This window comes from Paraburkholderia sp. WC7.3g, assembly GCF_050436345.1.
In the GTDB taxonomy this organism is placed as follows: Bacteria; Pseudomonadota; Gammaproteobacteria; order Burkholderiales; family Burkholderiaceae; genus Paraburkholderia; species Paraburkholderia podalyriae.
The window spans coordinates 572,810-593,233 of record NZ_JBNDMA010000001.1 but is presented as its reverse complement, the minus strand read 5'-3'; the positions used below and the strand labels follow the sequence as shown (position 1 = coordinate 593,233).

Annotated in this window: 19 protein-coding genes; 12 read left to right on the top strand and 7 right to left on the bottom strand. The window is 62.6% G+C overall.

What is annotated here, in order from left to right; genetic code table 11:
• Nucleotides 1-22 precede the first annotated feature (22 nt).
• On the top strand, nucleotides 23-1,678 hold the full coding sequence (locus OKW43_RS02815) for a tannase/feruloyl esterase family alpha/beta hydrolase (RefSeq protein ID WP_429447306.1): 1,656 nt from the start codon (nucleotides 23-25) through the stop codon (nucleotides 1,676-1,678).
• A gap of 101 nt (nucleotides 1,679-1,779) precedes the next feature.
• Here OKW43_RS02815 and OKW43_RS02810 read toward each other — a convergent pair whose 3' ends face one another.
• On the bottom strand, nucleotides 1,780-2,217 hold the full coding sequence (locus OKW43_RS02810; RefSeq protein ID WP_429445099.1) for a hypothetical protein: 438 nt from the start codon (nucleotides 2,215-2,217) through the stop codon (nucleotides 1,780-1,782).
• Between the two features lie 277 nt (nucleotides 2,218-2,494).
• On the opposite strand from OKW43_RS02810, the gene OKW43_RS02805 reads away from it, so the two are divergent.
• Nucleotides 2,495-3,421 carry an ABC transporter ATP-binding protein gene (locus tag OKW43_RS02805; protein ID WP_429445097.1) on the top strand — a complete coding sequence of 309 codons (927 nt, stop codon included), beginning with the start codon at nucleotides 2,495-2,497 and terminating at the stop codon, nucleotides 3,419-3,421.
• A complete protein-coding gene (locus OKW43_RS02800) occupies nucleotides 3,418-4,179 on the top strand; it encodes an ABC transporter permease (protein ID WP_187637009.1) in 762 nt (253 codons plus the stop codon). Before OKW43_RS02805 ends, OKW43_RS02800 begins: the two co-directional genes overlap by 4 nt.
• A gap of 76 nt (nucleotides 4,180-4,255) precedes the next feature.
• On the opposite strand, the gene OKW43_RS02795 is transcribed toward OKW43_RS02800, so the two are convergent.
• The gene (locus tag OKW43_RS02795; protein WP_187637010.1) at nucleotides 4,256-5,257 is read right to left on the bottom strand and encodes a helix-turn-helix transcriptional regulator; all 1,002 of its coding nucleotides are present in this window, start codon (nucleotides 5,255-5,257) and stop codon (nucleotides 4,256-4,258) included.
• A 182-nt stretch (nucleotides 5,258-5,439) separates the two neighbouring features.
• Between OKW43_RS02795 and OKW43_RS02790 the strand changes: the two genes are divergently transcribed.
• The 3 genes from OKW43_RS02790 to OKW43_RS02780 all read left to right on the top strand — a co-directional run bounded on the left by OKW43_RS02790 (nucleotide 5,440) and on the right by OKW43_RS02780 (nucleotide 8,230).
• Nucleotides 5,440-6,351 carry a helix-turn-helix domain-containing protein gene (locus tag OKW43_RS02790; protein ID WP_429445095.1) on the top strand — a complete coding sequence of 304 codons (912 nt, stop codon included), beginning with the start codon at nucleotides 5,440-5,442 and terminating at the stop codon, nucleotides 6,349-6,351.
• Between the two features lie 298 nt (nucleotides 6,352-6,649).
• Nucleotides 6,650-7,075 (top strand): DUF3830 family protein, encoded by a 426-nt coding sequence (locus OKW43_RS02785; RefSeq protein ID WP_187637012.1) that lies wholly within the window; start codon nucleotides 6,650-6,652, stop codon nucleotides 7,073-7,075.
• 120 nt (nucleotides 7,076-7,195) lie between these two features.
• The gene (locus OKW43_RS02780; protein ID WP_429445092.1) at nucleotides 7,196-8,230 is read left to right on the top strand and encodes an SGNH/GDSL hydrolase family protein; all 1,035 of its coding nucleotides are present in this window, start codon (nucleotides 7,196-7,198) and stop codon (nucleotides 8,228-8,230) included.
• Between the two features lie 94 nt (nucleotides 8,231-8,324).
• Here OKW43_RS02780 and OKW43_RS02775 read toward each other — a convergent pair whose 3' ends face one another.
• The 3 genes from OKW43_RS02775 to shiA form a co-directional block, all read right to left on the bottom strand.
• Nucleotides 8,325-8,453, bottom strand: a complete 129-nt coding sequence (locus tag OKW43_RS02775; RefSeq protein ID WP_187637014.1) for an MFS transporter small subunit — start codon at nucleotides 8,451-8,453, stop codon at nucleotides 8,325-8,327.
• Between the two features lie 10 nt (nucleotides 8,454-8,463).
• Entirely contained in the window at nucleotides 8,464-9,867 is a 1,404-nt protein-coding gene (locus tag OKW43_RS02770; protein WP_429445090.1) for an L-lactate MFS transporter, read from the bottom strand.
• 364 nt (nucleotides 9,868-10,231) lie between these two features.
• Nucleotides 10,232-11,551, bottom strand: coding sequence for a shikimate transporter (gene shiA, locus OKW43_RS02765; protein WP_187637016.1), 1,320 nt, complete (start codon nucleotides 11,549-11,551; stop codon nucleotides 10,232-10,234).
• A 370-nt stretch (nucleotides 11,552-11,921) separates the two neighbouring features.
• Between shiA and OKW43_RS02760 the strand changes: the two genes are divergently transcribed.
• The 5 genes from OKW43_RS02760 (at nucleotide 11,922) to OKW43_RS02740 (ending at nucleotide 17,157) form a co-directional block, all read left to right on the top strand.
• On the top strand, nucleotides 11,922-12,140 hold the full coding sequence (locus OKW43_RS02760) for a hypothetical protein (protein WP_187637017.1): 219 nt from the start codon (nucleotides 11,922-11,924) through the stop codon (nucleotides 12,138-12,140).
• Nucleotides 12,118-12,837: a GntR family transcriptional regulator gene (locus OKW43_RS02755; RefSeq protein WP_187637018.1), complete on the top strand. Its 720-nt coding sequence runs from the start codon at nucleotides 12,118-12,120 to the stop codon at nucleotides 12,835-12,837. The genes OKW43_RS02760 and OKW43_RS02755 overlap by 23 nt, the downstream gene beginning before the upstream one ends.
• 459 nt (nucleotides 12,838-13,296) lie before the next feature.
• On the top strand, nucleotides 13,297-15,060 hold the full coding sequence (locus OKW43_RS02750; RefSeq protein ID WP_429445087.1) for a thiamine pyrophosphate-binding protein: 1,764 nt from the start codon (nucleotides 13,297-13,299) through the stop codon (nucleotides 15,058-15,060).
• Nucleotides 15,061-15,084: 24 nt separating this feature from the next.
• Complete coding sequence (gene frc, locus OKW43_RS02745) at nucleotides 15,085-16,332, top strand: formyl-CoA transferase (protein ID WP_429445084.1); 1,248 nt, start codon at nucleotides 15,085-15,087, stop codon at nucleotides 16,330-16,332.
• A gap of 9 nt (nucleotides 16,333-16,341) precedes the next feature.
• Nucleotides 16,342-17,157 (top strand): fumarylacetoacetate hydrolase family protein, encoded by an 816-nt coding sequence (locus OKW43_RS02740; protein WP_429445082.1) that lies wholly within the window; start codon nucleotides 16,342-16,344, stop codon nucleotides 17,155-17,157.
• 152 nt (nucleotides 17,158-17,309) lie between these two features.
• Here OKW43_RS02740 and OKW43_RS02735 read toward each other — a convergent pair whose 3' ends face one another.
• Both OKW43_RS02735 and OKW43_RS02730 read right to left on the bottom strand, forming a co-directional pair.
• Nucleotides 17,310-17,639, bottom strand: coding sequence for a hypothetical protein (locus OKW43_RS02735; RefSeq protein WP_429445080.1), 330 nt, complete (start codon nucleotides 17,637-17,639; stop codon nucleotides 17,310-17,312).
• Between the two features lie 96 nt (nucleotides 17,640-17,735).
• Nucleotides 17,736-18,683: a LysR family transcriptional regulator gene (locus OKW43_RS02730; RefSeq protein ID WP_187637023.1), complete on the bottom strand. Its 948-nt coding sequence runs from the start codon at nucleotides 18,681-18,683 to the stop codon at nucleotides 17,736-17,738.
• A 378-nt stretch (nucleotides 18,684-19,061) separates the two neighbouring features.
• Between OKW43_RS02730 and oxlT the strand changes: the two genes are divergently transcribed.
• Entirely contained in the window at nucleotides 19,062-20,411 is a 1,350-nt protein-coding gene (gene oxlT / locus OKW43_RS02725; protein WP_429445078.1) for an oxalate/formate MFS antiporter, read from the top strand.
• Nucleotides 20,412-20,424: the final 13 nt, after the last annotated feature.

Sequence of the window (20,424 nt, the reverse complement as noted above, 5' to 3'; positions counted from 1 at the left end):
CGTCGCGCGCATCACGACCACGATGCGCGCGACGCGCAGGTTCGTTGGGCTCGCCACCGTGATGAGCGTCGCCGTGCTCGCGTGGCTGGCGATGCATCGCACGGCCGCGGTGGCCAAAGAAACGTCGTTTGCGATGCACTGCGCGGAGATTGCTGGCGCGGTGCTGTCGCCCGACCTGATCGAGATGCCGACGGCCGGCGCGTTGATCGAAAGCGCGGCGATGATCGGCGCGACCGCGCCGGGCAATCAGCAAGGGGGCGAGTACTGCCGCATCACGGGCCGCATCAAGGCACTGAATCCGACGACGCCCGACATCCGCTTCGATCTGAATCTGCCGCGTCGCTGGAACGGCCGAGCGTTGCAGATCGGCGGCGGCGGGTACAACGGCGTGATCGTCAGCGGCACCGGCGTGATGCCGTTCTGGCCGGATCGCGCGCCGCTCGCGCGAGGCTATGCGACGTTCGGCGACGACTCGGGGCATGTCGGCGATTCGTCGCTCGCGGAGTTTGGTCTCGTCGATGAGGCGGTGACGAACTTCGGCTACGCGCATCTGAAGAAGACGCACGACGTCGCGCTCGCCTTGATCGCGCGCGCGTACGGCAGGCCGCCGCAGCGCATGTATTTTGCCGGCGGCTCGACGGGCGGCCGCGAAGGCTACACGGTGATGCAGCGCTTCCCCGACGACTACGACGGCGTGATCGCCAATTTACCCGCGCTGAATTTTTCCGGCGTGCGACTGATCGGCGTGAAGCTCGGCCAGGCCGAATACGGCAAGCCGGGCGGCTTCGTGCCGCCGGCGCTGCTCGAGCGCGTCTATCAACGAACGCTCGAGGTGTGCGACCGGCTCGATGGCACGGCGGACGGCATCGTCAGCGACGTCGAAGCGTGTCGTGCGCACGAATCGCAAATCATCGATTCGCTGCGTTGCGCGCTGCACGCTTCATCGCCCGATGCGTGTCTGACCGATGCGCAACTGGCCACCTTGCTGGTGATGCGTGACGGGCTATCGCTGCCCTATCGGCTCGCGTGGGACGTGAGCGGCTATCGCGGCTACAACGTGTTCCAGGGCACGCAACTGACGGGCGCGCTCGGGCTCGCGCATGAACCGCGGCGTCAACCGGTGCCGACCTTCTATGCGAACGGCTATCTGTTCGCGCAAGGCGACGGCTATCTGCGCTACTTCGTCGCGCGCGATGTTCACTTCGATTCGTTGACGTTCGATCCGCAACGGCCCGGCAAATATCGCGCGCAACTATTCGCGCTGTCGGGCGCGATCGGCTCGATGAACCCGGACCTGTCACGCTATATCGCGCACGGCGGCAAGCTGATCACACTCCAAGGTCTCGCCGACGAAGTGATCAGCCCGAATCAGACGATCGCGTATCACGACGCGCTGGTCGCGCGCTTCGGAAAGGACGAGGTCGATGGTTTCATGCGGCTCTACATGGTGCCGGGTTTTCAGCATGGCAACGGCGTATTCATTCCATCGGTCGATCTGCTCGGCGCGCTCGACGCATGGGTCACGCGCGGCGTCGCGCCCGACACGTTGACGGCCACCGATCTCGCCGCGGCGACGAATGGACGCTCGCGGCCGCTGTGCCGCTATCCCGGCTTCCCGCGCTATGTCGGCAAAGGCAATGTAAATCTGGCGAGTAGCTTTGTTTGTGCGCAGCCTTAAGGTTTGAGTCGTCGCAGCGCCTGTTTGGACGCGCGAACCGCGCAATCAAAACGGCGACGCGGCAACCTGATGCCGCGTCGCCCGGCGAAGCTCAACAGCCGTTACTGCCCGTCCTCCATCGCGCCGTTGTTCATGCCGTTGCCGGTCCCGCTGCGGGTGCCGTTGTTCATGCCTTTGCTCATGCCGCGCGTCGAACGATCGGTCGTCGCGCCATTCGGCGTTGCGCCGGTGCCGGTGCCCATACCGCCGCCTGTGCCGGTCACACCCGGCGAGCCGTAGCCGGCGCCGGAGTTGTCCGGAGTACGGACCGAGTTGGTGCCGACGCCCGGTGTAGCCGTGCCGCCCGCGCCGCCCGTCGTGCCGCCACCGGCGCCGACGCCGGCGCCGGTGGCGCCCCGGCCCCCGCCATCGCCGCTCATGCCGCCGGCATTACCGCCAGCACCGGCACCCGCGCCGCCACCGGCCTGCGCGTAGACGCCGCCGCCCGACAAGGCCATCACGAGCGCGAAAGCAAAAATCGTCCTGGTCATGCGTTTCATGATTTACCTCCGTGAAAAGGGTTGATGTCACGCAAGCGCGTGGTCGCTCGCATGATCGGAATGTCGCAAGGGGTGTGCCTCAAACGTTGAATCCCGTCTTGAGCCCATATGTGCAGAGCAATAGTTACCTCAGCCGCCATTGCCGCCAGGTAAAATCGCCGCCCGGCGCCATTGCGTGCGCTGCACGCTTTCGCACTTTCCATTACATTGCGGATGCGGCGCGCCCGTTCGCGCCGTTTCCCATCATTTAACAGCGGTGTCTGCCATCATCGAGTCCATGCAGCCAATCGTTTCGGTCACAAATCTGTCGAAAACCTATGCCGGCGGTTTTCAGGCATTGAAGAACATCAATCTGGCGATCAACCGTGGAGAGATCTTCGCGCTGCTCGGGCCGAACGGCGCGGGCAAGACCACGCTGATCAGCATCGTCTGCGGCATCGTCAACGCGAGCGAAGGCAGCGTGACGGTGGACGGCCACGACATCGGCGCCAACTACCGCGCGGCCCGCTCGCTGATCGGCCTCGTGCCGCAGGAGCTGACCACCGACGCGTTCGAAACCGTCTGGGCCACCGTGTCGTTCAGCCGCGGCCTGTTCGGCAAGCCGAAGAACCCCGCTTACATCGAGAAAGTGCTGCGCGACCTGTCGCTATGGGAGAAGCGCGACAACAAGATCATCACGCTGTCGGGCGGCATGAAGCGGCGCGTGCTGATCGCGAAGGCGCTGTCGCACGAGCCGCGCGTGCTGTTTCTCGACGAACCGACCGCCGGCGTCGACGTCGAGTTGCGGCGCGACATGTGGAAGCTCGTGCGCTCGCTCGCGGCGAGCGGCGTGACGATCATCCTGACCACGCATTACATCGACGAAGCCGAGGAGATGGCCGAGCGCATCGGCGTGATCAATGCGGGCGAAATCATGCTGGTCGAAGAGAAGACCGAGCTGATGCGCAAGCTCGGCAAGAAGCAGTTGACGCTGCAACTGGAGAGCCCACTCGACGTGCTGCCGGCTTCGCTCGCCGGCTACGGGCTCGCGGTCGTGAACGGCGGCAACGAACTGACCTACACCTATGAAGGCGAGGGCGGCCGCACCGACATCATCGCGCTGCTGAAATCGCTCGACGACACCGGCATCCGCTTCAAGGACCTGCACACCACGCAGAGTTCGCTCGAAGACATTTTCGTCAGCCTGCTGCGGGGAAACCAATGAACATCTACGCAATGCGCGCGATCTACAACTTCGAAATGGCGCGCACGTGGCGCACGCTGATGCAGAGCATCATCGCGCCGGTGATTTCCACTTCGCTTTACTTCGTCGTGTTCGGCTCGGCGATCGGCTCGCGTATCAAGGAAGTGGAGGGTATCAGCTATGGCGCGTTCATCGTGCCGGGGCTGATCATGCTGTCGCTGCTGTCGCAAAGCATCGCGAACGCATCGTTCGGGATTTATTTTCCGCGTTTCACCGGCACGATCTACGAACTGCTGTCGGCGCCGGTATCGTATCTGGAGATCGTCGTCAGCTATGTGGGCGCGGCGGCCACCAAGTCGATCCTGCTCGGGCTCATCATTCTGGCGACCGCTGGGTTGTTCGTGCCGTTGCAGATCATGCATCCATTCTGGATGGTGCTGTTTCTCGTGCTGACGGCCGTCACGTTCAGTCTGCTCGGCTTCATCATCGGCATCTGGGCCGACAGCTTCGAAAAGCTGCAACTGGTGCCGCTCCTGATCGTCACGCCGCTGACGTTCCTCGGCGGCGCCTTCTACTCGGTGGACATGCTGCCGCCGTTCTGGCACGGCGTCACGCTGTTCAATCCGATCGTCTATCTGGTCAGCGGTTTTCGCTGGAGCTTCTATGAACTGGGCGACGTCGACGTCGGCCTCAGTCTCGGCATGACACTGCTTTTTCTCGCCGTGTTCCTCGTGATCGTCGGCTGGATCTTCAGGACCGGCTATCGATTGAAAAGCTGATTAGACCGCGCGATTAGCATAGGGCGCGACAGCGAAAAGCTGTCGCGCCCTCTTCATCGATACTCGGCGACGCCAACTACGACAGATACGCCTGCGCGACATTGATCAGCTGCACGCGGTTGCGCACGTTGAACAGCTGCCGCAAGCGTCGCAGATGATAGTCGACGTTATGCGGCGATAGCCCGAGGAAATAGGCGATTTCCTTGTCACGTTGCCCCTGCACGACGGCCTTCAGCACCGCATGCTGCAGCTTGCTCAGCGCGACGCGCTGCTGCTGCGCGGGCGCGATGCCGATCACGCTTTTCGCGTGAGTCCAGATGAACTCGTGAATCGTGTGCGCGAACATCAGCGTTTCCGCGACGATCGATTCGGTCATCCAGCGCGGGTTGCCGATCTCCGAGTTGAAGCACAGGCTCGCGCTCAGCTCCGGCTCGGGCAGCGGCATCTGCGTGAGAATGCCGCTCTTGCGGCCGGTCGCTTCGAGCATATCGATCAGAGCGCCGAGCCGCTCGCTGCGCAACTGCGCGCGCGGCAACTCGGCGCGCAGATCCGCGGTATTCCACAGAAACGGCATGCCGGTCGGCGACGCCAGCGAGACACGCGGGTCGAGTTCGAAATAGCGTTCGCGGAAATAGCGCGTGAGCCACGCCTGCGACTCGTAGCTCGTCAACACGAACATCGTCTTGTGATGCGACGACGTGCGCGTGGCGGTATAGCTGAACGAGTCGAAGCCCAACTGCCTGATGCGCTGGCGCACGAACTCCATGCGGTCCTGCGCGCTGCCGAACCGTCCCAGCGGACTGATCAGCGGCGCGGCCCGGCACGCCGCGGGCGACGGCGTGCCGATCTCCTCCTCGGTGAACAGAGTCAGAAAGCCACTGCGCGTCGCACCATTCGCGGCGCGCAGAGACGTCTTCGATGCTTCAGCCGCGTGGGCTGATTTCGCGGCGTGCCGCACGCCGGCCGGGTAAGCCGGTTGGGCGGATGCCGCTCTCGGGTTTGCTGCCGACGCGTGCCCGGCTTCGCCTTGCGGCGAGCCGGTCAGCCATTGCGGCAGCGTATCGCATTCATGTTCCATGAAACGGTAGCTCCGGCGTTCTAAACGCGTGAAAGACGACAACCTCAATGATTAGCGATTTCGTGAAATGTCGGTAGCCGGTTCCTTGCTATCATTTTTGTGATCTTGCGCTGACAGTGGACCGGCAATACGGGTACGGCGGCGCTTCTCCTTCCATACGGCACCTCCTTCGAAGGGATCTGATGGCACGAATTCCCAAGCTCACGACGACGCTCGCCTACGACCGCTACATGGCCGGCCAGCGCCTCGTGTCGAGCGTGGATCGCGAGTGGCGGCATCTGGTGCTGCGCTCGTATCTCGAGCCGGTGCGGCAAGACCTGCTCGAAGCGCCCGGTTTGCGCGACTTTACGCTGATGACGCTCGCGAGCGGCGCCGAGCATCTCGAACGCAACCTCGGCGGACGCTGGGAAAGCGCCGAGATGCGCGTGAACGACCTGTGGTTCGTGCCGTCCACGCCGATCTCGTGGCGCTGGCATTCGATCAGCGACGAGCCGTTGTCTACGTTGCACGTGCACATCGAGCGCGCTTTGATCGACAGCGTCGCGCAACAGATGGGCCTCGACGCGTCGCGCGAACTGTCGCTCGACGACGCGATGCGCTTCAACGATCCGCTGATCGCCGCGATGCTTGCCGCGCTGCATCGCGCCGCCCGCGATCCGGCCGATTCGCGTCTGTACGTCGATACGCTGGTTCACGCTCTCGCCGCGCACCTGCTGCAGCACTATTCGAGCGGCAACGACGCGCGAAGCGACAGCGCGACGCGACCCGAACGGCTGGTGCCGCGCCGGATCCGGCGAGTGACCGACTACATCCGCGCCAATCTCGCCGAAGATCTGGCGATCGCCGAACTGGCCGAGCAGGCCGGCCTAAGCAGTTTTCATTTTGCTCGGGTATTTCGCCGCGAAACCGGGGAGACGCCGCATCAGTTCGTCACGCGCTTGCGGCTCGACGAAGCGGCGAGGCTGCTGCGCGCGACGGATCGAACCGTGCTGCAAATCGCGCTCGAAGTGGGCTTCGAGAATGCCGGTCATTTCTCGGTGCGGTTCAAGCGCGGCTATGGCGTGACGCCGCTCGCCTATCGACTGCGCGGCTAGGACGCATGCCGGCTGCAGCCTGCCTGCGCCCGCCGCGACGGCGAGCTTTTCCAGTCGGAATCACGCACTTGCGCAGTGTGCGTTGCATTGCGCGGCTTGCAAACTACGAACTTTCGTGGCGGCGCCGTGGAAGCTGGCATGGCTGGCCGCTCAAGCCCTGGCGGCTGGGCCGGCCGCCCGCGACTGGCGCGGTCTAACTGGCCTGACCGGAGTACGGGCAACTGTATCTGTCGAAGCCTTGCATCGGACGACAGAATCGAATCGCCTTTGAACCTCCTCACACACCGGAAGAACCGCGATGACCCGACTCAAAATGACCGCCTGCGGCCACACCTTTATCGCCGAAACCCATCCCGATGCGCCGCGCACCGTGGCCGCGTTCCTGAAGCTGCTGCCGTATCGGCAGAAGCTGATCCACGTGCGCTGGAGCGGCGAGGGCTGCTGGGTGCCGCTCGGCGAGTTCAAGCTCGAAAACGACGGCGTCGCGGTCGGCTTCGAGAATCACACGAGCCATCCGTCGGTCGGCGACATCCTGTTCTATCCGGGCGGCTATAGCGAGACCGAGATCATCCTCGCGTATGGCTCGTGCTGCTTCGCGAGCAAGCTGGGGCAGCTCGCGGGCAATCATTTTCTGACGATCGTCGAAGGCAAGGAGAAGTTGCGCGAGCTCGGCACGAAGGTGCTGTGGGACGGCGCGCAGCAGGTGGTGTTCGAGAGGCTTTAAGCGGTCGGTATTTCCCTGCTGGGCATGGGCAATGCTGGTCGAAGAGTCGCGTACCGATCAGGCGCCGATCGCGCGTGAGGCACTCGACACCGTCTGGCGCCGCCCGGCGAGGAGGAGCAAATGCGAGGAATAAGTGACAAGGTATGCGCTGTAGTTTTTGCCATGTCAACCGTATTGCTCTCGGCCTGTGGCGGGGGCGGCAACGGCGGTGGCGGGACCGGTAGCGGCAGCAGTACGGCGGCCGGGCCGGCCGGCGGCGTCAAGCTGCAGGTGGTGTCGTTCGGCGACAGCCTGTCGGACGTCGGGACCTATGCACCGCTCGCGAGCGCGGTGAACGGCGGGCGTTTCACGACCAATCCCGGTCAGGTATGGGCTCAGGACGTCGCGCAGTACTACGGCGATACGCTCAGCGCGGCGTTCACGATCGATCTCACGCACAAACTGAGTGCGCAGAGCGGCCTCGGTTACGCGGAAGGCGGCTCGACGGTGGCGACACCGGCGAACCAGTACGAATACCTGAGCGACGTGATCGGCAACATCGAAATGCCGGTCAATCAGCAGTTGTCGAGCTATCTGAGCGCTCACGGCAGCTTCAACGCCAATCAGCTCGTGCTCGTGTGGGCGGGCTCGAACGATGTGCTTCGCGCCGGCAACCTGCCCGCCGCGGCGCCGATCGTGCAGGCGGCGGCCACGACGCTCGCCCAGCTCGTCGGGCAGATCGTGCAGAACGGCGGCGCGCATGTGGTGGTGATCAATCTGCCGAATATCGGGCTGTCGCCGAAGGGGCTCGCTTCGGCCGATGGTGGCGCGAACCTCACGCAGTTGTCGCAGCTTTTCAACGGTACATTGAATACCGCGCTACAAGCCGATGGGTTGCAGTCGAAAGTGATCGAGGTCGATTCGTACACTTGGACGAATCAGGTCATCGGAAACTTCCAGGCGAACGGGTTTGCCGTGTCGAATACGGGCCAGGCCTGCGATGCCAGGAAAACGCCCGATGACACCGCGCTGCTATGCTCGCCGGCGACCTATGTCACTGCCAATGCGGATCAGACCTACATGTTCGCCGATGATCTTCATCCGACGACGCATATGCATACGTTGTTTGCGCAGTTCGTCGAGCAGCAGATCGCGCGCAGTGGGTTGGGGCAGTGAAAGGGCGGTGTGGCTAGCCGGCGCGGCACGCCGCTCGCACCCTGAGCGCACCCCGCCCGTCAACCAGGCCGGAAGTGCGCACGCCATCAGAGCATCACTTGAACAGCTTCATCGCCTGCGTCAACGTATTGATCACGCCCCACGCAAGCGGAATCATCACGTACAGCCAGAACACCGCGAGCTTCGCCTTGTTGGTCGGATGGACGGTTTGAACGGTCGACATACGGATCTCCTCACGCGCCCTTGGCGACTTGTGCATCGGTCATGTGGTGCTTCGCATCCACGCGCTTGACCAGCAGGTTGCAGATAAAGCCGATCACGAGCAGCACGGCCATGATGTGCACGGTCATCGTGTACGCGTCCGCTTTCGCGACACCGTTCGCGACTTCATACGCGCGGATGTAGTTGACGAGCACCGGACCCGCGACGCCCGCGGCGGCCCACGCCGTCAACAAACGCCCATGAATGCCGCCGACGAACGTCGTGCCGAACATGTCGGCGAGATAGGCCGGCACCGTCGCGAAGCCGCCACCGTACATCGACAGGATGATGCAGTACGTCAGCACGAACAGCGCGATCTGTCCGTTCGCGGCAAAGCTCGGCACGAGGTAGTAGAGCACCGCGCCGAGCACGAAGAAGATGAAGTAGGTGTTCTTGCGGCCGACCCAGTCCGACGCCGACGCCCACACGAAACGCCCACCCATGTTGAACAGCGACAGCAGCCCGACGAAGCCGGCCGCGGCCACTGGCGTCACTGTGTTCTTGAAGCTCTCCTGGATCATCACCGAGGCCTGGCCGAGAATGCCGATGCCAGCCGTCACGTTCAGGAACAGCACCAGCCAGATCAGATAGAACTGCGGCGTCTTCAGCGCCTGATCGATATGCACGTGGTTGCTCGTGATCAGCCGGTGCTGGGCTGCTGCGGGCGGCGTCCAGCCGGCCGGCTTCCAGTCGGCGGGCGGCACGCGGATCGCGAGTGCACCGATCGTCATCGCGATGAAGTAGACGATGCCGAGCACGACGAAAGTCTCCGCGACGCCCACGCTAGTCGCGCTATGAAAGTGGTTCATCAGCGCGACCGACAACGGCGCGGCGATCATCGCGCCGCCGCCAAAGCCCATGATCGCCATGCCGGTCGCCATGCCGCGGCGGTCCGGAAACCAGCGGATCAGCGTCGACACCGGCGACACATAACCGAGCCCCAGCCCGATGCCGCCGATCACCCCGTAGCCGAGGTATAGCAGCACGATCTGATGCAGATACACACCGAGCGCGGACACGAGGAAGCCGCCGCCAAAACAGCACGCGGCCGTGAACATCGTGCGGCGCGGACCGACGTGTTCGAGCCACTTGCCCGCGAAGGCTGCCGATAAACCGAGGAACACGATTGCAAGCGAAAAGATCCAGCCGAGCGCGGTCAGCGACCAGTCATCGGGCGCGGACTGCGTGATGCCGATCACTTTGGTCAGCGGTCCGTTGAATACCGAGAACGCATAGGCCTGACCGATGCACAGATGCACGGCGAGCGCGGCGGGCGGGACCATCCAGCGCGAAAAGCCGGGCTGTGCGATCGTGGCCTGTTTGGAAAAGAATGGGGCTGAGCCTCGTTGGCCGCCCGGTTCGCTGATACTGCTCATAGGTGGGTCTCCTTCTCGTCGTTCTATCGACGGCGCGTCGTGGATATTTATGAGGCGGCGCAGTGTAACGCGCCCGGGCCGTCTCGTCATGCTATGTACTTTTATTTCATATGACGCGTGTTCACACACCGGATATCGCGCCTGGCTCGACAATAGGACCTGAATGACGGCTCGGCAATATGAAGTGCGCAGTCATAAGGTGCGATCCTGGGGAAACGCTGGGGCGAACATGAAAGCGCAAGGCGCTATGCCAAGCCAGCAAAAAAACGAGCCGCGCGGAGAAATGCGGCGCAAAAGCCAACGGGCCGGCGCGGACTCTTCGCCGCGCCGGCCCGACGTGTGTCGACGGTGAATTGCGCACGTGTCAATCGATGCTGCGTCCGGTCTTCATGCGTGCTGCAACGAGTACCGAAATCAGACAGCCGATCGCCAGATAGGCGGCCACCGGATGCCACGAGCCGCCCGCGAAGCTGACCAGCGCAACCGCGATGAAGGGCGTGAAGCCGCCGCCGACCACGCTCGCCACCTGATAGCCGACACCCGCGCCGCTATAGCGGTACTCGGTGCCGAACAGCTCGGTGAACATCGGCTGCTGCACGCTGACGACCATGTCGTGCGCGATGTTGGCGAGCATCACCGCGAACACGACGATCCATACGGTCGAACGCGCTTCGAGCGCGACGAAGAACGGCACCGCGCTGAACACGCCGACCAGTGCGCCAATCATGTAGATGCGACGGCGACCGAAGCGGTCCGCGAGCCACGCGAAGCACGGAATCGTCACGCAGCTGAGCGCGCCGACGACGAAGCCGATCGTCAGGAAAAACTCGCGCGGCATGTGCAGGTTCGTGGTCGAGTAGCTCAGCGCGAATGCGGTCACGATGTACATCGTGAACAGCTCGGCGAGCCGCAGCGCGATGATCAGCAGGAAGGCCTTCGGATGGCGCAGCAGCGCTTCGACGATCGGCAGGCGCACGCGGCGCTCGCCATGCTGGCCGACTTTCTCGACGAACTCCTGCGACTCCTCCATGCTCGAGCGGATCCACAGCGCGATCAGCACCAGCACCACGCTGAACAGGAACGGCAGACGCCAGCCCCAGTTGAGGAACGCGGCGTTGTCCATCGAGCGGCTGATCAGCGCGACGAGTCCCGTCGACAGCACGAGCCCGACGCCGTAGCCGACCTGCACGCCGCTGCTGTAAAAGGCCTTCTTTTTCTCGGGCGCGCTTTCGACGGCCATCAACGCCGCGCCGCCCCATTCGCCGCCGACCGCGAAGCCCTGGATCGCGCGCAGCGTGACGAGCAGTACCGGCGCCAACCAGCCGATCGTCGAAAACGCCGGCAGCAGACCGATCGCGGCCGTCGACAGACCCATCATCATCACCGTGAGCACAAGCATGCGCTTGCGTCCGAGCCGGTCGCCGTAGTGACCGAACACGAAGCCGCCGAGCGGCCGGAATAGAAAGCCGACGCCGAAGGTCGCGAACGCGGCGAGCGTGCCCATCGCCGGGCCGACGTTGGGGAAGAACTCGGCGTTGAACACCAGCGCGGCGACGATGCCGTACAGCAGGAAGTCGTACCAGTCGACCACGGCGCCGATAAAGCTGCCGAGTGCGGCCTTGCGAGCCTGACTGCGCGCATTGCGGTGAGTGGCCACAGCGGCTTGCGGGTGGGTAGTGCTCATCATGTCTCCTCAGTCTTGCGGGTACGCGAACGGATCGGCCCGCGCCGGCAGGGCGTTTGGCGCGAGCGAGCCGCAGCGGGATGTCCGGAAGGTTAATGACACGATGCGAATTTCACAATCCGCGCGATCGGCAAAATGCGCGATCATCGTACGCGGATGCGCGCATAGCGCGCGTTTTCCGTGTTTACACCGAGCACTTCTCACCTCATCGCGACGGGTGATATGGACGAACCCACGGAGCCGGCGGCGTGCTACCGTGAAAGTAGTCTTAAAACAACAGGCGTTGATATACTACATACAGAATTATGGAAAAATGCGGCATTGCAGCATATGATTGAGAAATCCATTTTTCAATCGTCCGGAGTTACACGTGGAATTCGTGCCTCTCGCGCTGTTCGCCGTTGCTGTCGTTGGGTTGGGTTGTGCCGCCACCGTTCTGCTGACCGACTGGATTCCCGAATCGGTCGCGGCGCTTGCATCGCAACATGGCCGCTTCGTGGGTCTGAGCGAGCAGCGCGGCAAGGCAGCGGCGCCGAATCGCGCGTGTGTTCAAGCAGAGGCGATGAATGTCGTCAGAACTTCCAACTGAAACAGTGGCCACCCCGTTGACCCTGTCGTTGCAGCCTATTGGCGCGAGCGTGAGCTTGCGCGATCAGGCGTATGCGATGCTGCGTCAGGCAATCGCCGACGCGGATATCTACCAGAGTCGCGACGAAATCCGTCTCGACGAGCGCGTGCTCAGCGAATCGCTCGGCGTGAGCCGCACGCCGGTGCGCGAGGCGATGACGCTGCTGGAGCAGGAGGGTTTCCTGCGCATGGTGCCGCGGCGCGGCATCTACATCGTGCGCAAGAGCAAGCGCGAAATCGTCGAGATGATCCAGATGTGGGCGGCGCTCGAAAGCATGGCCGCGCGGCTCGCCACGCTGCACGCGACCGACGAGGAAATCGGCCGCTTGCGCCATATGTTCGACAATTTCCGCGATACGACGCCGGCCGAGCATATCGCCGAGTATTCGGACGCGAATATCGCGTTTCATCAGGCGATCGTCGAATTATCGAAGTCGCAGATCATCCTCGACACGATCAAGAACATCTTCATCCACGTGCGCGCGATCCGGCGCATGACCATCTCGCAGAGCGACCGGGCCGCGCGCTCGATCGTCGATCATCTGCGCATCATCGAGGCGCTCGAAAAGCGCGATACCGAACTCGCCGAGCGGCTCACGCGCCAGCATTCGCTCGATCTCGCGGCGTTCGTCGAAGCCAATTGCGATTTCCTCGATTGAGGGGGCCGTAGACGCCTGATTGCCTTGCCGTTTTCGGAAAGCCCGCGGTGTGCACGCACCGCGGGCTTTTTTGCGTGCCCGCACGCAAATGTGGCGTATCGCAGCCGCGACGGCGAGTGGCAGACAAAAGCGACGATCGCCGCACTGCGGGATAAACCGCGCTTGACGGTCGGAAAAATATGGTATGTGATATATCAACAGACATCGCCGCTGTCCGCGACTCAGTGTTTTCCCTTGAAACAATTGCCGCAATGCATGGAAATCCGGCGCAAAGCTGCGTCGGCCAAGCTTGAGCAACATAAACTTCGCGCCGTTTAACTGTCGAAATTGGCCTTGAATGAATGTGATATATCACATACCGTATGTTCGAAGCCGTGAGACGTCGGTGCAGCCGGACGTATTCCGAAGCGGACGCGTCCGTCGATATCCGTTGCACCCCTGACTGTTGAGGAGACGACCATGTCCGCAGTTGTTTCATCCCTGAGTCCGGCCACGGCCACCACGACCGCCGACGACACGCTGAAGCACAAGACCCGCGACGCGGGCGTCGTGTCAGGCGGCCATCTGGTCGCGAAGGCGCTGAAAAACGAGGGGGTCGACACGATCTTCACGCTGTGCGGCGGCCACATCATCGATATCTACGACGGCTGCGTCGACGAAGGCATCCGCATCATCGACGTGCGCCACGAGCAGGTCGCCGCGCATGCGGCCGACGGCTACGCACGCCAGACCGGCAAGCTCGGCTGCGTGGTGACGACCGCCGGTCCCGGGTGCACGAACGCGGTGACCGGCATCGCCACCGCGTTCCGCTCGGAAAGCCCGATCCTGCACATCGGCGGGCAGGGTGCGCTCACGCAGCACAAAATGGGCTCGCTGCAGGACCTGCCGCACGTCGACATCATGTCGCCGATCACGAAGTTCGCCGCGAGCGTGTCGAGCACCGAGCGCGTTGCGGACATGATTTCGATGGCCGCGCGCGAGTGCTTCAACGGCGCGCCCGGTCCCGCCTACCTGGAAATTCCGCGCGACGTGCTCGACCGCGAAGTCGACGCGGCGCGCGCGATCGTGCCGCAGCCGGGCCACTATCGCGCGTCGACGAAATCGATCGGCGATCCGCGCGACATCGAGAAACTCGCGGACCTACTCGTCGATGCAGAGCGCCCCGCGATCCTGTACGGTCAGCAGGTGTGGACCGCGCGCGGTCACGAGGAAGCGATCGCGCTGCTGCGCGGCGTCGAGATTCCCGGCTATTTCAACGGCGCGAGCCGCGGGCTGCTGCCGCCGGGCGATCCACATCACTTCGATCGCACGCGTTCGCAGGCGTTTGCGAATGCCGACGTGCTGATCGTGGTCGGCACGCCGTTCGATTTCCGCATGGGTTACGGCCGACGTATCAGCAAGGAATTGACGCTCGTCCAGATCGATATGGACTATCGGACGGTCGGCAAGAATCGCGATATCGACCTCGGTCTCGTCGGCGATCCGGGCGCGATCCTCGCCGCGGTGCTGCAGGCCGCGAGCGGTCGTATCAAGGACGACAAGCGTCAGGCGCGTCGCAAATGGATGGCGCAGTTGCGCGACGCCGAAGCGACCGCAACCGAAAAACTGATGCCGCTATTCCGCTCGAATAGCACGCCGATTCATCCCTATCGTGTCGCGTACGAACTCAACGAATTCCTGTCCGACGACACCGTCTATATCGGCGACGGCGGCGACGTCGTGACGATCTCCGCGCAAGCGGTGCGCCCGCGCCGCCCCGGTCAGTGGATGGACCCCGGCGCGCTCGGCTCGCTCGGCGTCGGTACCGGCTTCGCGCTCGCGGCGAAGCTCGCGCATCCGCACAAGGAAGTGCTCTGCTATTACGGCGACGGCTCATTCGGCATGACCGCGTTCGACATGGAAACCGCGAACCGCTTCGGCGCACCTTATCTCGCGGTCATCGGCAACAACTCGGCGATGAACCAGATCCGCTACGGCCAGCTTGCCAAGTACGGTGAAGAACGCGGCAACGTCGGCAATCTGCTCGGCGACGTGCCGTTCAGCAAATTTGCCGAAATGCTCGGCGGCTATGGCGAGGAAGTGCGCGATCCCGCGCAGATCGCGAGTGCGCTACAGCGTGCGCGCGAAGCGATTCATCGCACCGGCCGCTCGGCGGTGGTCAACATCTGGGTCGACCCGCGTGAATACGCGCCGGGCACGAAAAACCAGACCATGTACAAATAACCCTCATCGTTCAGGAGATACGACATGGCCAAAGCACTCGACGGTGTGCGCATCCTCGATTTCACGCATGTGCAATCGGGGCCGACCTGCACGCAATTGCTCGCATGGTTCGGCGCGGACGTGATCAAGGTGGAACGGGCAGGCGCGGGCGACATCACGCGCGAGCAGCTGCGCGACATTCCCGACGTGGATAGCCTGTACTTCACGATGCTCAATCACAACAAGCGCTCGGTCACGATCGATACCAAGCACCCGGAGGGCAAGCAGGTGCTCGAAGCGTTGATCCAGAAATGCGATGTACTGGTCGAGAATTTCGCACCGGGCGCGCTCGACCGGATGGGGTTCGGCTGGGAGCGGATTCAGGAATTGAATCCGCGCATGATCGTCGCGTCGGTGAAGGGTTTCGGCCCGGGACCTTACGAAGACTGCAAAGTGTATGAAAACGTCGCGCAATGCGCGGGCGGCGCGGCGTCGACCACCGGCTTCGACGACGGGCCGCCGGTCGTGACCGGCGCTCAGATCGGCGATAGCGGCACGGGTCTGCATCTCGCGCTGGGTATCGTCACCGCGCTCTATCAACGCACGCATACCGGACGCGGCCAACGCGTGCTCGCGGCCATGCAGGACGGCGTGCTCAATCTGTGCCGGGTCAAGCTGCGCGATCAGCAGCGGCTCGAGCGCACCGGCGTGATGAAAGAGTATCCGCAATACCCGAACGGAACGTTCGGCGAGGCGGTGCCGCGCGCGGGCAATGCGTCGGGCGGTGGGCAGCCTGGCTGGATTCTGAAGTGCAAGGGGTGGGAGACGGACCCTAACGCCTATATCTACTTCATCACGCAGGCGCCCGTGTGGGCGAAGATCTGCAATGTGATCGGCAAGGAGGAATGGGCCACGGACCCCGACTATGCGACGGCGCCCGCGCGCCTACCGCGACTGAAGGAGATCTTCGCCGAGATCGAACGCTGGACGATGACGAAGAGCAAGTTCGAGGCGATGCAGATCCTGAATAAATACGACATTCCGTGCGGCCCGATCCTGTCGATGAAGGAAATTGCCGAGGAGCCCTCGCTGCGCAAGACCGGCACGATCGTCGAAGTCGATCATCCGAAGCGCGGCAAGTATCTGACAGTGGGCAATCCTATCAAGCTGTCCGACAGCCCGACCGACGTCAAACGCTCGCCGCTGCTTGGCGAACATACCGATGAAGTGATGGCGGAGCTCGGTTATTCGGCCGAGCAGATCATGGCGCTGCGAACGGCTGGCGCGATCTAGGAGCGAGGCATGCAGACGTGGATGCGGTTCATGTCGGGCGACGGTGGCATCGTGTTCGGCTGTGTCGAAGGCGCCTATCTGCACGAGTACGAAAGTCTCGCGCAGCCGGTGCCGACCGGCGCGGTACTGTCGCTGCGCGCATTGACGCCACTGGCGCCGTGCGCGCCCGGCAAGATCGTCGCGCTGTGGAATAACTATCACGCGCTCGCGGCGAAGCTCGATAAGCCCGTGCCTACGCATCCGCTGTTTCTGCTGAAGCCGGCGGCGTCGGTGATCGGCTCGGGCGAGCCGATCCGCCGGCCGCGTCACTACGCGGGCAAGATCGTCTACGAAGGCGAGCTAGGCATCGTGATCGGCAAGCGTTGTCGCGATGTGGATGCGCAGCAGGCGGAGGCGGCGATCTTCGGCTATACGCTCGTCAACGACGTCACCGCCGCCGATCTGCTCAACGAGAATCCGCATTTTCCGCAGTGGTGTCGCGCGAAGGGTTTCGATACGTTCTGCTGCGTGGGTCCGGCCATCGTCACCGGTTTCGACTGGCGGGCCGCGCGCCTGCTGACGACGCTCGATGGTGTCGAGCGTCAGAACTATCCGCTCGCCGATATGGTCTTTTCCCCGGCCGAGCAGGTGAGTCTGATTTCGCAGGATCTGACGCTCGAACCCGGCGACGTGATCGCGTGTGGCACCTCGGTGGGCGTGGGGTCGATCAGGGACGGTGCAACGGTGTCGATCACGATCGATGGGATCGGCACGCTGACCAATACCTTGAGCGCGGCGCAGCGCGACGAGCCACAGCGATTGGGCGATACCGCGAACATAGTTTGACGAGGGCCGGGCCGCGCAGCCGTGCGGCTGTTGCCGTTACATCGCATCACGGAGGATCACCCATGCCGCAAGCTTGTGGGAGTGCCGTGTGGATGGACCTGATTGCCAATCGCGAAGACGGCGGGACGATGAACCCGCCGCCGGAGTCTTCTTCAATGCTTCTGTTCGCCAACTGCCACCGCGAATTCGATGTAGTACTGCGTCTTCCTGTGCAGAATCAGCTGCGCGAGAAAGTCGGCATCGTACGCGCGATGCAGGTGGCTGTGATAGCGCTCGATATAAGCGGTGATTCGCGCCAACTCGCCGTTGAACTCTTTCAGCATGTCGAGTGTCGCGCGGTCCCAGCGGAACCGCAGCCCAAGGTCGCTGAACGCGGCATTGTAGGCGCTCAGGTGCGCATCGTCGGGATGGTCTTCGTGGTCCGCCGCCGCTGCGTGAGCGTTGCGTGTACCGATACGGGATTCAACCGGAGCGTGGTTCATGATCGGCCTCCTCGGCTTGCAAGTGAAACAACTCGCTTGCAGCATAGAAGCCGCGATGGATTTGCAATAGTTAAAGTTTTATTGGCTTTCCATAGACTAAGGTTTATGCACGCTCAATTCCTTCACGCGCGTGATCTTTTCGATCAGATCCGCGCCTTCCTCCATCAGGAAGCGTTTGAAGGCGACGGCAACCGGCGGCAGACGTTTGTTCTTCCTATGCACGACGTACCAATTCAGCATGACCGGAAAGCTCTCGACGTCGAGCACGACCAGATGTCCCAATTGCAATTCGAGGCTGATCGTATGGGCAGACAGAAACGCGATGCCCATTCCGGCAATGACGGCCTGCTTGATGGTCTCGGTGCTCTTGATCTCCATGGCAATCTTCAGATTGGACAGACGGCCGGCGAAACCTTCTTCCATCGAATTCCACGTATCCGAGCCGCGTTCGCGCACGATGAACGCTTCGTTCGCGAGTTGACTGAAGCGGATATTGCGCTTGTGCGCAAGCGGATGGTTGGGCGCCGCGACGATCACGTAGGGATGCGGCGCGAACGGTTCATTGGTCGCGTCGGTTTCGTGCGGAGGACGCACCATGACCGCGAGGTCGGTCTGATTGGTCGCCAGTTGATGCAGCAATTCTTCGCGGTTGTGCACGGCGAGGTTCAGATCCACGCCCGAATAGCGACGCGTGAATTCGGCGAGAAGCCGCGGAAAGAAATAGTCGCCGGCGCTGATCACCGCGACATTCAGCTTGCCGCCGGAGACGCCCTTCAACTGACTCATCGCTTCGTCGACTTCATGGAACTGCTGCATGATCGCGCGGCTGTAGTGGAGCATTTCGGTGCCGGCCGGCGTCAGGTAGATCTTTTTGCCGAGTTGCTCGAACAGAGGCAGCCCCGCATGTTCCTCGAGTTGCCGGACCTGGGTGGAGACGGCCGGCTGAGTCAGATGCAATTCCTCGGCGGCGCGCGAAAAACTCAGATGGCGCGCCACCGTTTCAAAGACCTTCAGTTGCCGCAGAGTTGCATTGCGCATCGTCATGGTCGATGTATAAGGAAACGTGAATCAACATAATAACAAACTTTAATTATGAGTAATTCAGCAATGACCCTAGCATGAATCGTATAAGGAGCCGAATAGCCACTGCACCAATACGCGGGTTAACGCATAGATATGCGGTGTGGCGGACGAAACGAGTGGTGAATAAGCTGCAATGCTTACCGCGTGAAGCATAGTTCTGGTCGGAATAAAGCAAGAAGTTTATCGAAGGACGAATTCGGGGGCTCCGTGGAAACGCACCAGAAGCATCAAGTTCCATTTTCCCGAATGGCGAAGTTCTCGGGCCATAACGATAAGGCGGGACGCATCCAGCACGGCGCGTAAGCCGGCTGCACTAAATAAATAGTGGAGACAAGGCTCATGGACAATATCACCCAGCAATCGACGACCCGCAATTCCTGGCGCAACCGTTGGTGGCAACTCGTCATCGGCATGGTGTGTATGGCGCTGGTGGCGAATCTGCAATATGCGTGGACGTTATTCGTGGCCCCCATGCATGCGCGGCATCACTGGAGCGAGGCGTCGATCCAACTCGCGTTCTCGATCTTCATTCTGACGGAGACCTGGCTCGTGCCGTTCGAGGGCTGGCTCGTCGATCGATTCGGGCCGCGCCCGGTGGTGGCAGCCGGCGCCGTATGCGCGGGTTTGTCATGGATTCTCAATTCGCATGCGACGACGCTCGGCGTGTTGTACCTGGCCGCCGTGATCGGCGGGATAGGCGCGGGCGGCGTCTATGGAACGTGCGTCGGCAATGCGCTCAAATGGTTTCCCGATCGGCGCGGTCTCGCCGCGGGTCTGACGGCCGCGGGTTTTGGCGCGGGCGCGGCGCTGACGGTGATTCCGATTGCGAACATGATTACGCGCCGCGGCTATGAAGAGACGTTCCTGTTTTTCGGCATCCTGCAAGGCGTCAGCATCCTGTTGCTCGCGATGCTGTTGACGCGGCCGATCTTGCGGCAGCAGGGCGTACGCAAGAGCCGCTTCGCGGTATCGAAAGTCGATTTCACCGCGCGCCAGATGATCAGAACGCCGGTGTTCTGGGTGATCTATGTGTCGTTCGTTGCGGTTGCGGCGGGCGGTTTGATGGCGACCGCACAGATCGGCCCGATTGCGAAAGACTGGGGCATCGCGCGCATTCCGATGTCGTTCCTCGGCATGACGTTGCCGCTGCTGACCGTCACGCTGTCGATCGACAATATCTTCAACGGCTTGACGCGTCCGCTATGCGGCTTCATATCCGACAAGATCGGCCGTGAAAACACGATGTTCGTGATCTTCATCGGCGAAGGGCTCGCGTTGCTCGGCATGATGCAGTTCGGCAGCAATCCCTATGCGTTCATGGTCTTCGCTGCGCTGATCTTCCTGTTCTGGGGCGAGATCTTCTCGATCTTCCCCGCGATTTGCGCCGATACGTTCGGCAGCAAGTACGCGACCGCCAATGCCGGCACCTTGTACACCGCAAAGGGCACGGCTTCGTTGCTGGTGCCAATCGCGTCGGTGCTCGCGGCGACAGGCGGCTGGAGCCTTGTCTTCGTCGTCGCGGCCGTCGTCACGATCGCAGCCGGCGTTTCCGCGAAGTTCATACTCGAGCCGATGCGTGCGCGCTGGATCGAATCGCACAATCAACCTCAGGGCGCGCTGGCCGTCGCGGCTCCCGGCAATGGCAACGCGTCGCGAATGAGTCACTGGCCCGAACAGACCGGCGAATAACGTAACAAGCGTC

Excerpts from the sequence above, each read along its gene's own strand:
- OKW43_RS02775 (WP_187637014.1), bottom strand. The coding sequence starts at position 8,453 with ATGTCGACCGTTCAAACCGTCCATCCGACCAACAAGGCGAAGCTCGCG.
- OKW43_RS02795 (WP_187637010.1), bottom strand. The coding sequence starts at position 5,257 with ATGGAACATGAATGCGATACGCTGCCGCAATGGCTGACCGGCTCGCCG.
- OKW43_RS02755 (WP_187637018.1), top strand. The coding sequence starts at position 12,118 with ATGTCGTCAGAACTTCCAACTGAAACAGTGGCCACCCCGTTGACCCTG.
- OKW43_RS02740 (WP_429445082.1), top strand. The coding sequence starts at position 16,342 with ATGCAGACGTGGATGCGGTTCATGTCGGGCGACGGTGGCATCGTGTTC.
- frc (WP_429445084.1), top strand. The coding sequence starts at position 15,085 with ATGGCCAAAGCACTCGACGGTGTGCGCATCCTCGATTTCACGCATGTG.
- OKW43_RS02770 (WP_429445090.1), bottom strand. The coding sequence starts at position 9,867 with ATGAGCAGTATCAGCGAACCGGGCGGCCAACGAGGCTCAGCCCCATTC.
- OKW43_RS02780 (WP_429445092.1), top strand. The coding sequence starts at position 7,196 with ATGCGAGGAATAAGTGACAAGGTATGCGCTGTAGTTTTTGCCATGTCA.
- OKW43_RS02750 (WP_429445087.1), top strand. The coding sequence starts at position 13,297 with ATGTCCGCAGTTGTTTCATCCCTGAGTCCGGCCACGGCCACCACGACC.
- OKW43_RS02800 (WP_187637009.1), top strand. The coding sequence starts at position 3,418 with ATGAACATCTACGCAATGCGCGCGATCTACAACTTCGAAATGGCGCGC.
- oxlT (WP_429445078.1), top strand. The coding sequence starts at position 19,062 with ATGGACAATATCACCCAGCAATCGACGACCCGCAATTCCTGGCGCAAC.
- OKW43_RS02815 (WP_429447306.1), top strand. The coding sequence starts at position 23 with ATGCGCGCGACGCGCAGGTTCGTTGGGCTCGCCACCGTGATGAGCGTC.
- OKW43_RS02790 (WP_429445095.1), top strand. The coding sequence starts at position 5,440 with ATGGCACGAATTCCCAAGCTCACGACGACGCTCGCCTACGACCGCTAC.
- OKW43_RS02735 (WP_429445080.1), bottom strand. The coding sequence starts at position 17,639 with ATGAACCACGCTCCGGTTGAATCCCGTATCGGTACACGCAACGCTCAC.
- OKW43_RS02730 (WP_187637023.1), bottom strand. The coding sequence starts at position 18,683 with ATGACGATGCGCAATGCAACTCTGCGGCAACTGAAGGTCTTTGAAACG.
- shiA (WP_187637016.1), bottom strand. The coding sequence starts at position 11,551 with ATGAGCACTACCCACCCGCAAGCCGCTGTGGCCACTCACCGCAATGCG.
- OKW43_RS02810 (WP_429445099.1), bottom strand. The coding sequence starts at position 2,217 with ATGAAACGCATGACCAGGACGATTTTTGCTTTCGCGCTCGTGATGGCC.
- OKW43_RS02805 (WP_429445097.1), top strand. The coding sequence starts at position 2,495 with ATGCAGCCAATCGTTTCGGTCACAAATCTGTCGAAAACCTATGCCGGC.
- OKW43_RS02785 (WP_187637012.1), top strand. The coding sequence starts at position 6,650 with ATGACCCGACTCAAAATGACCGCCTGCGGCCACACCTTTATCGCCGAA.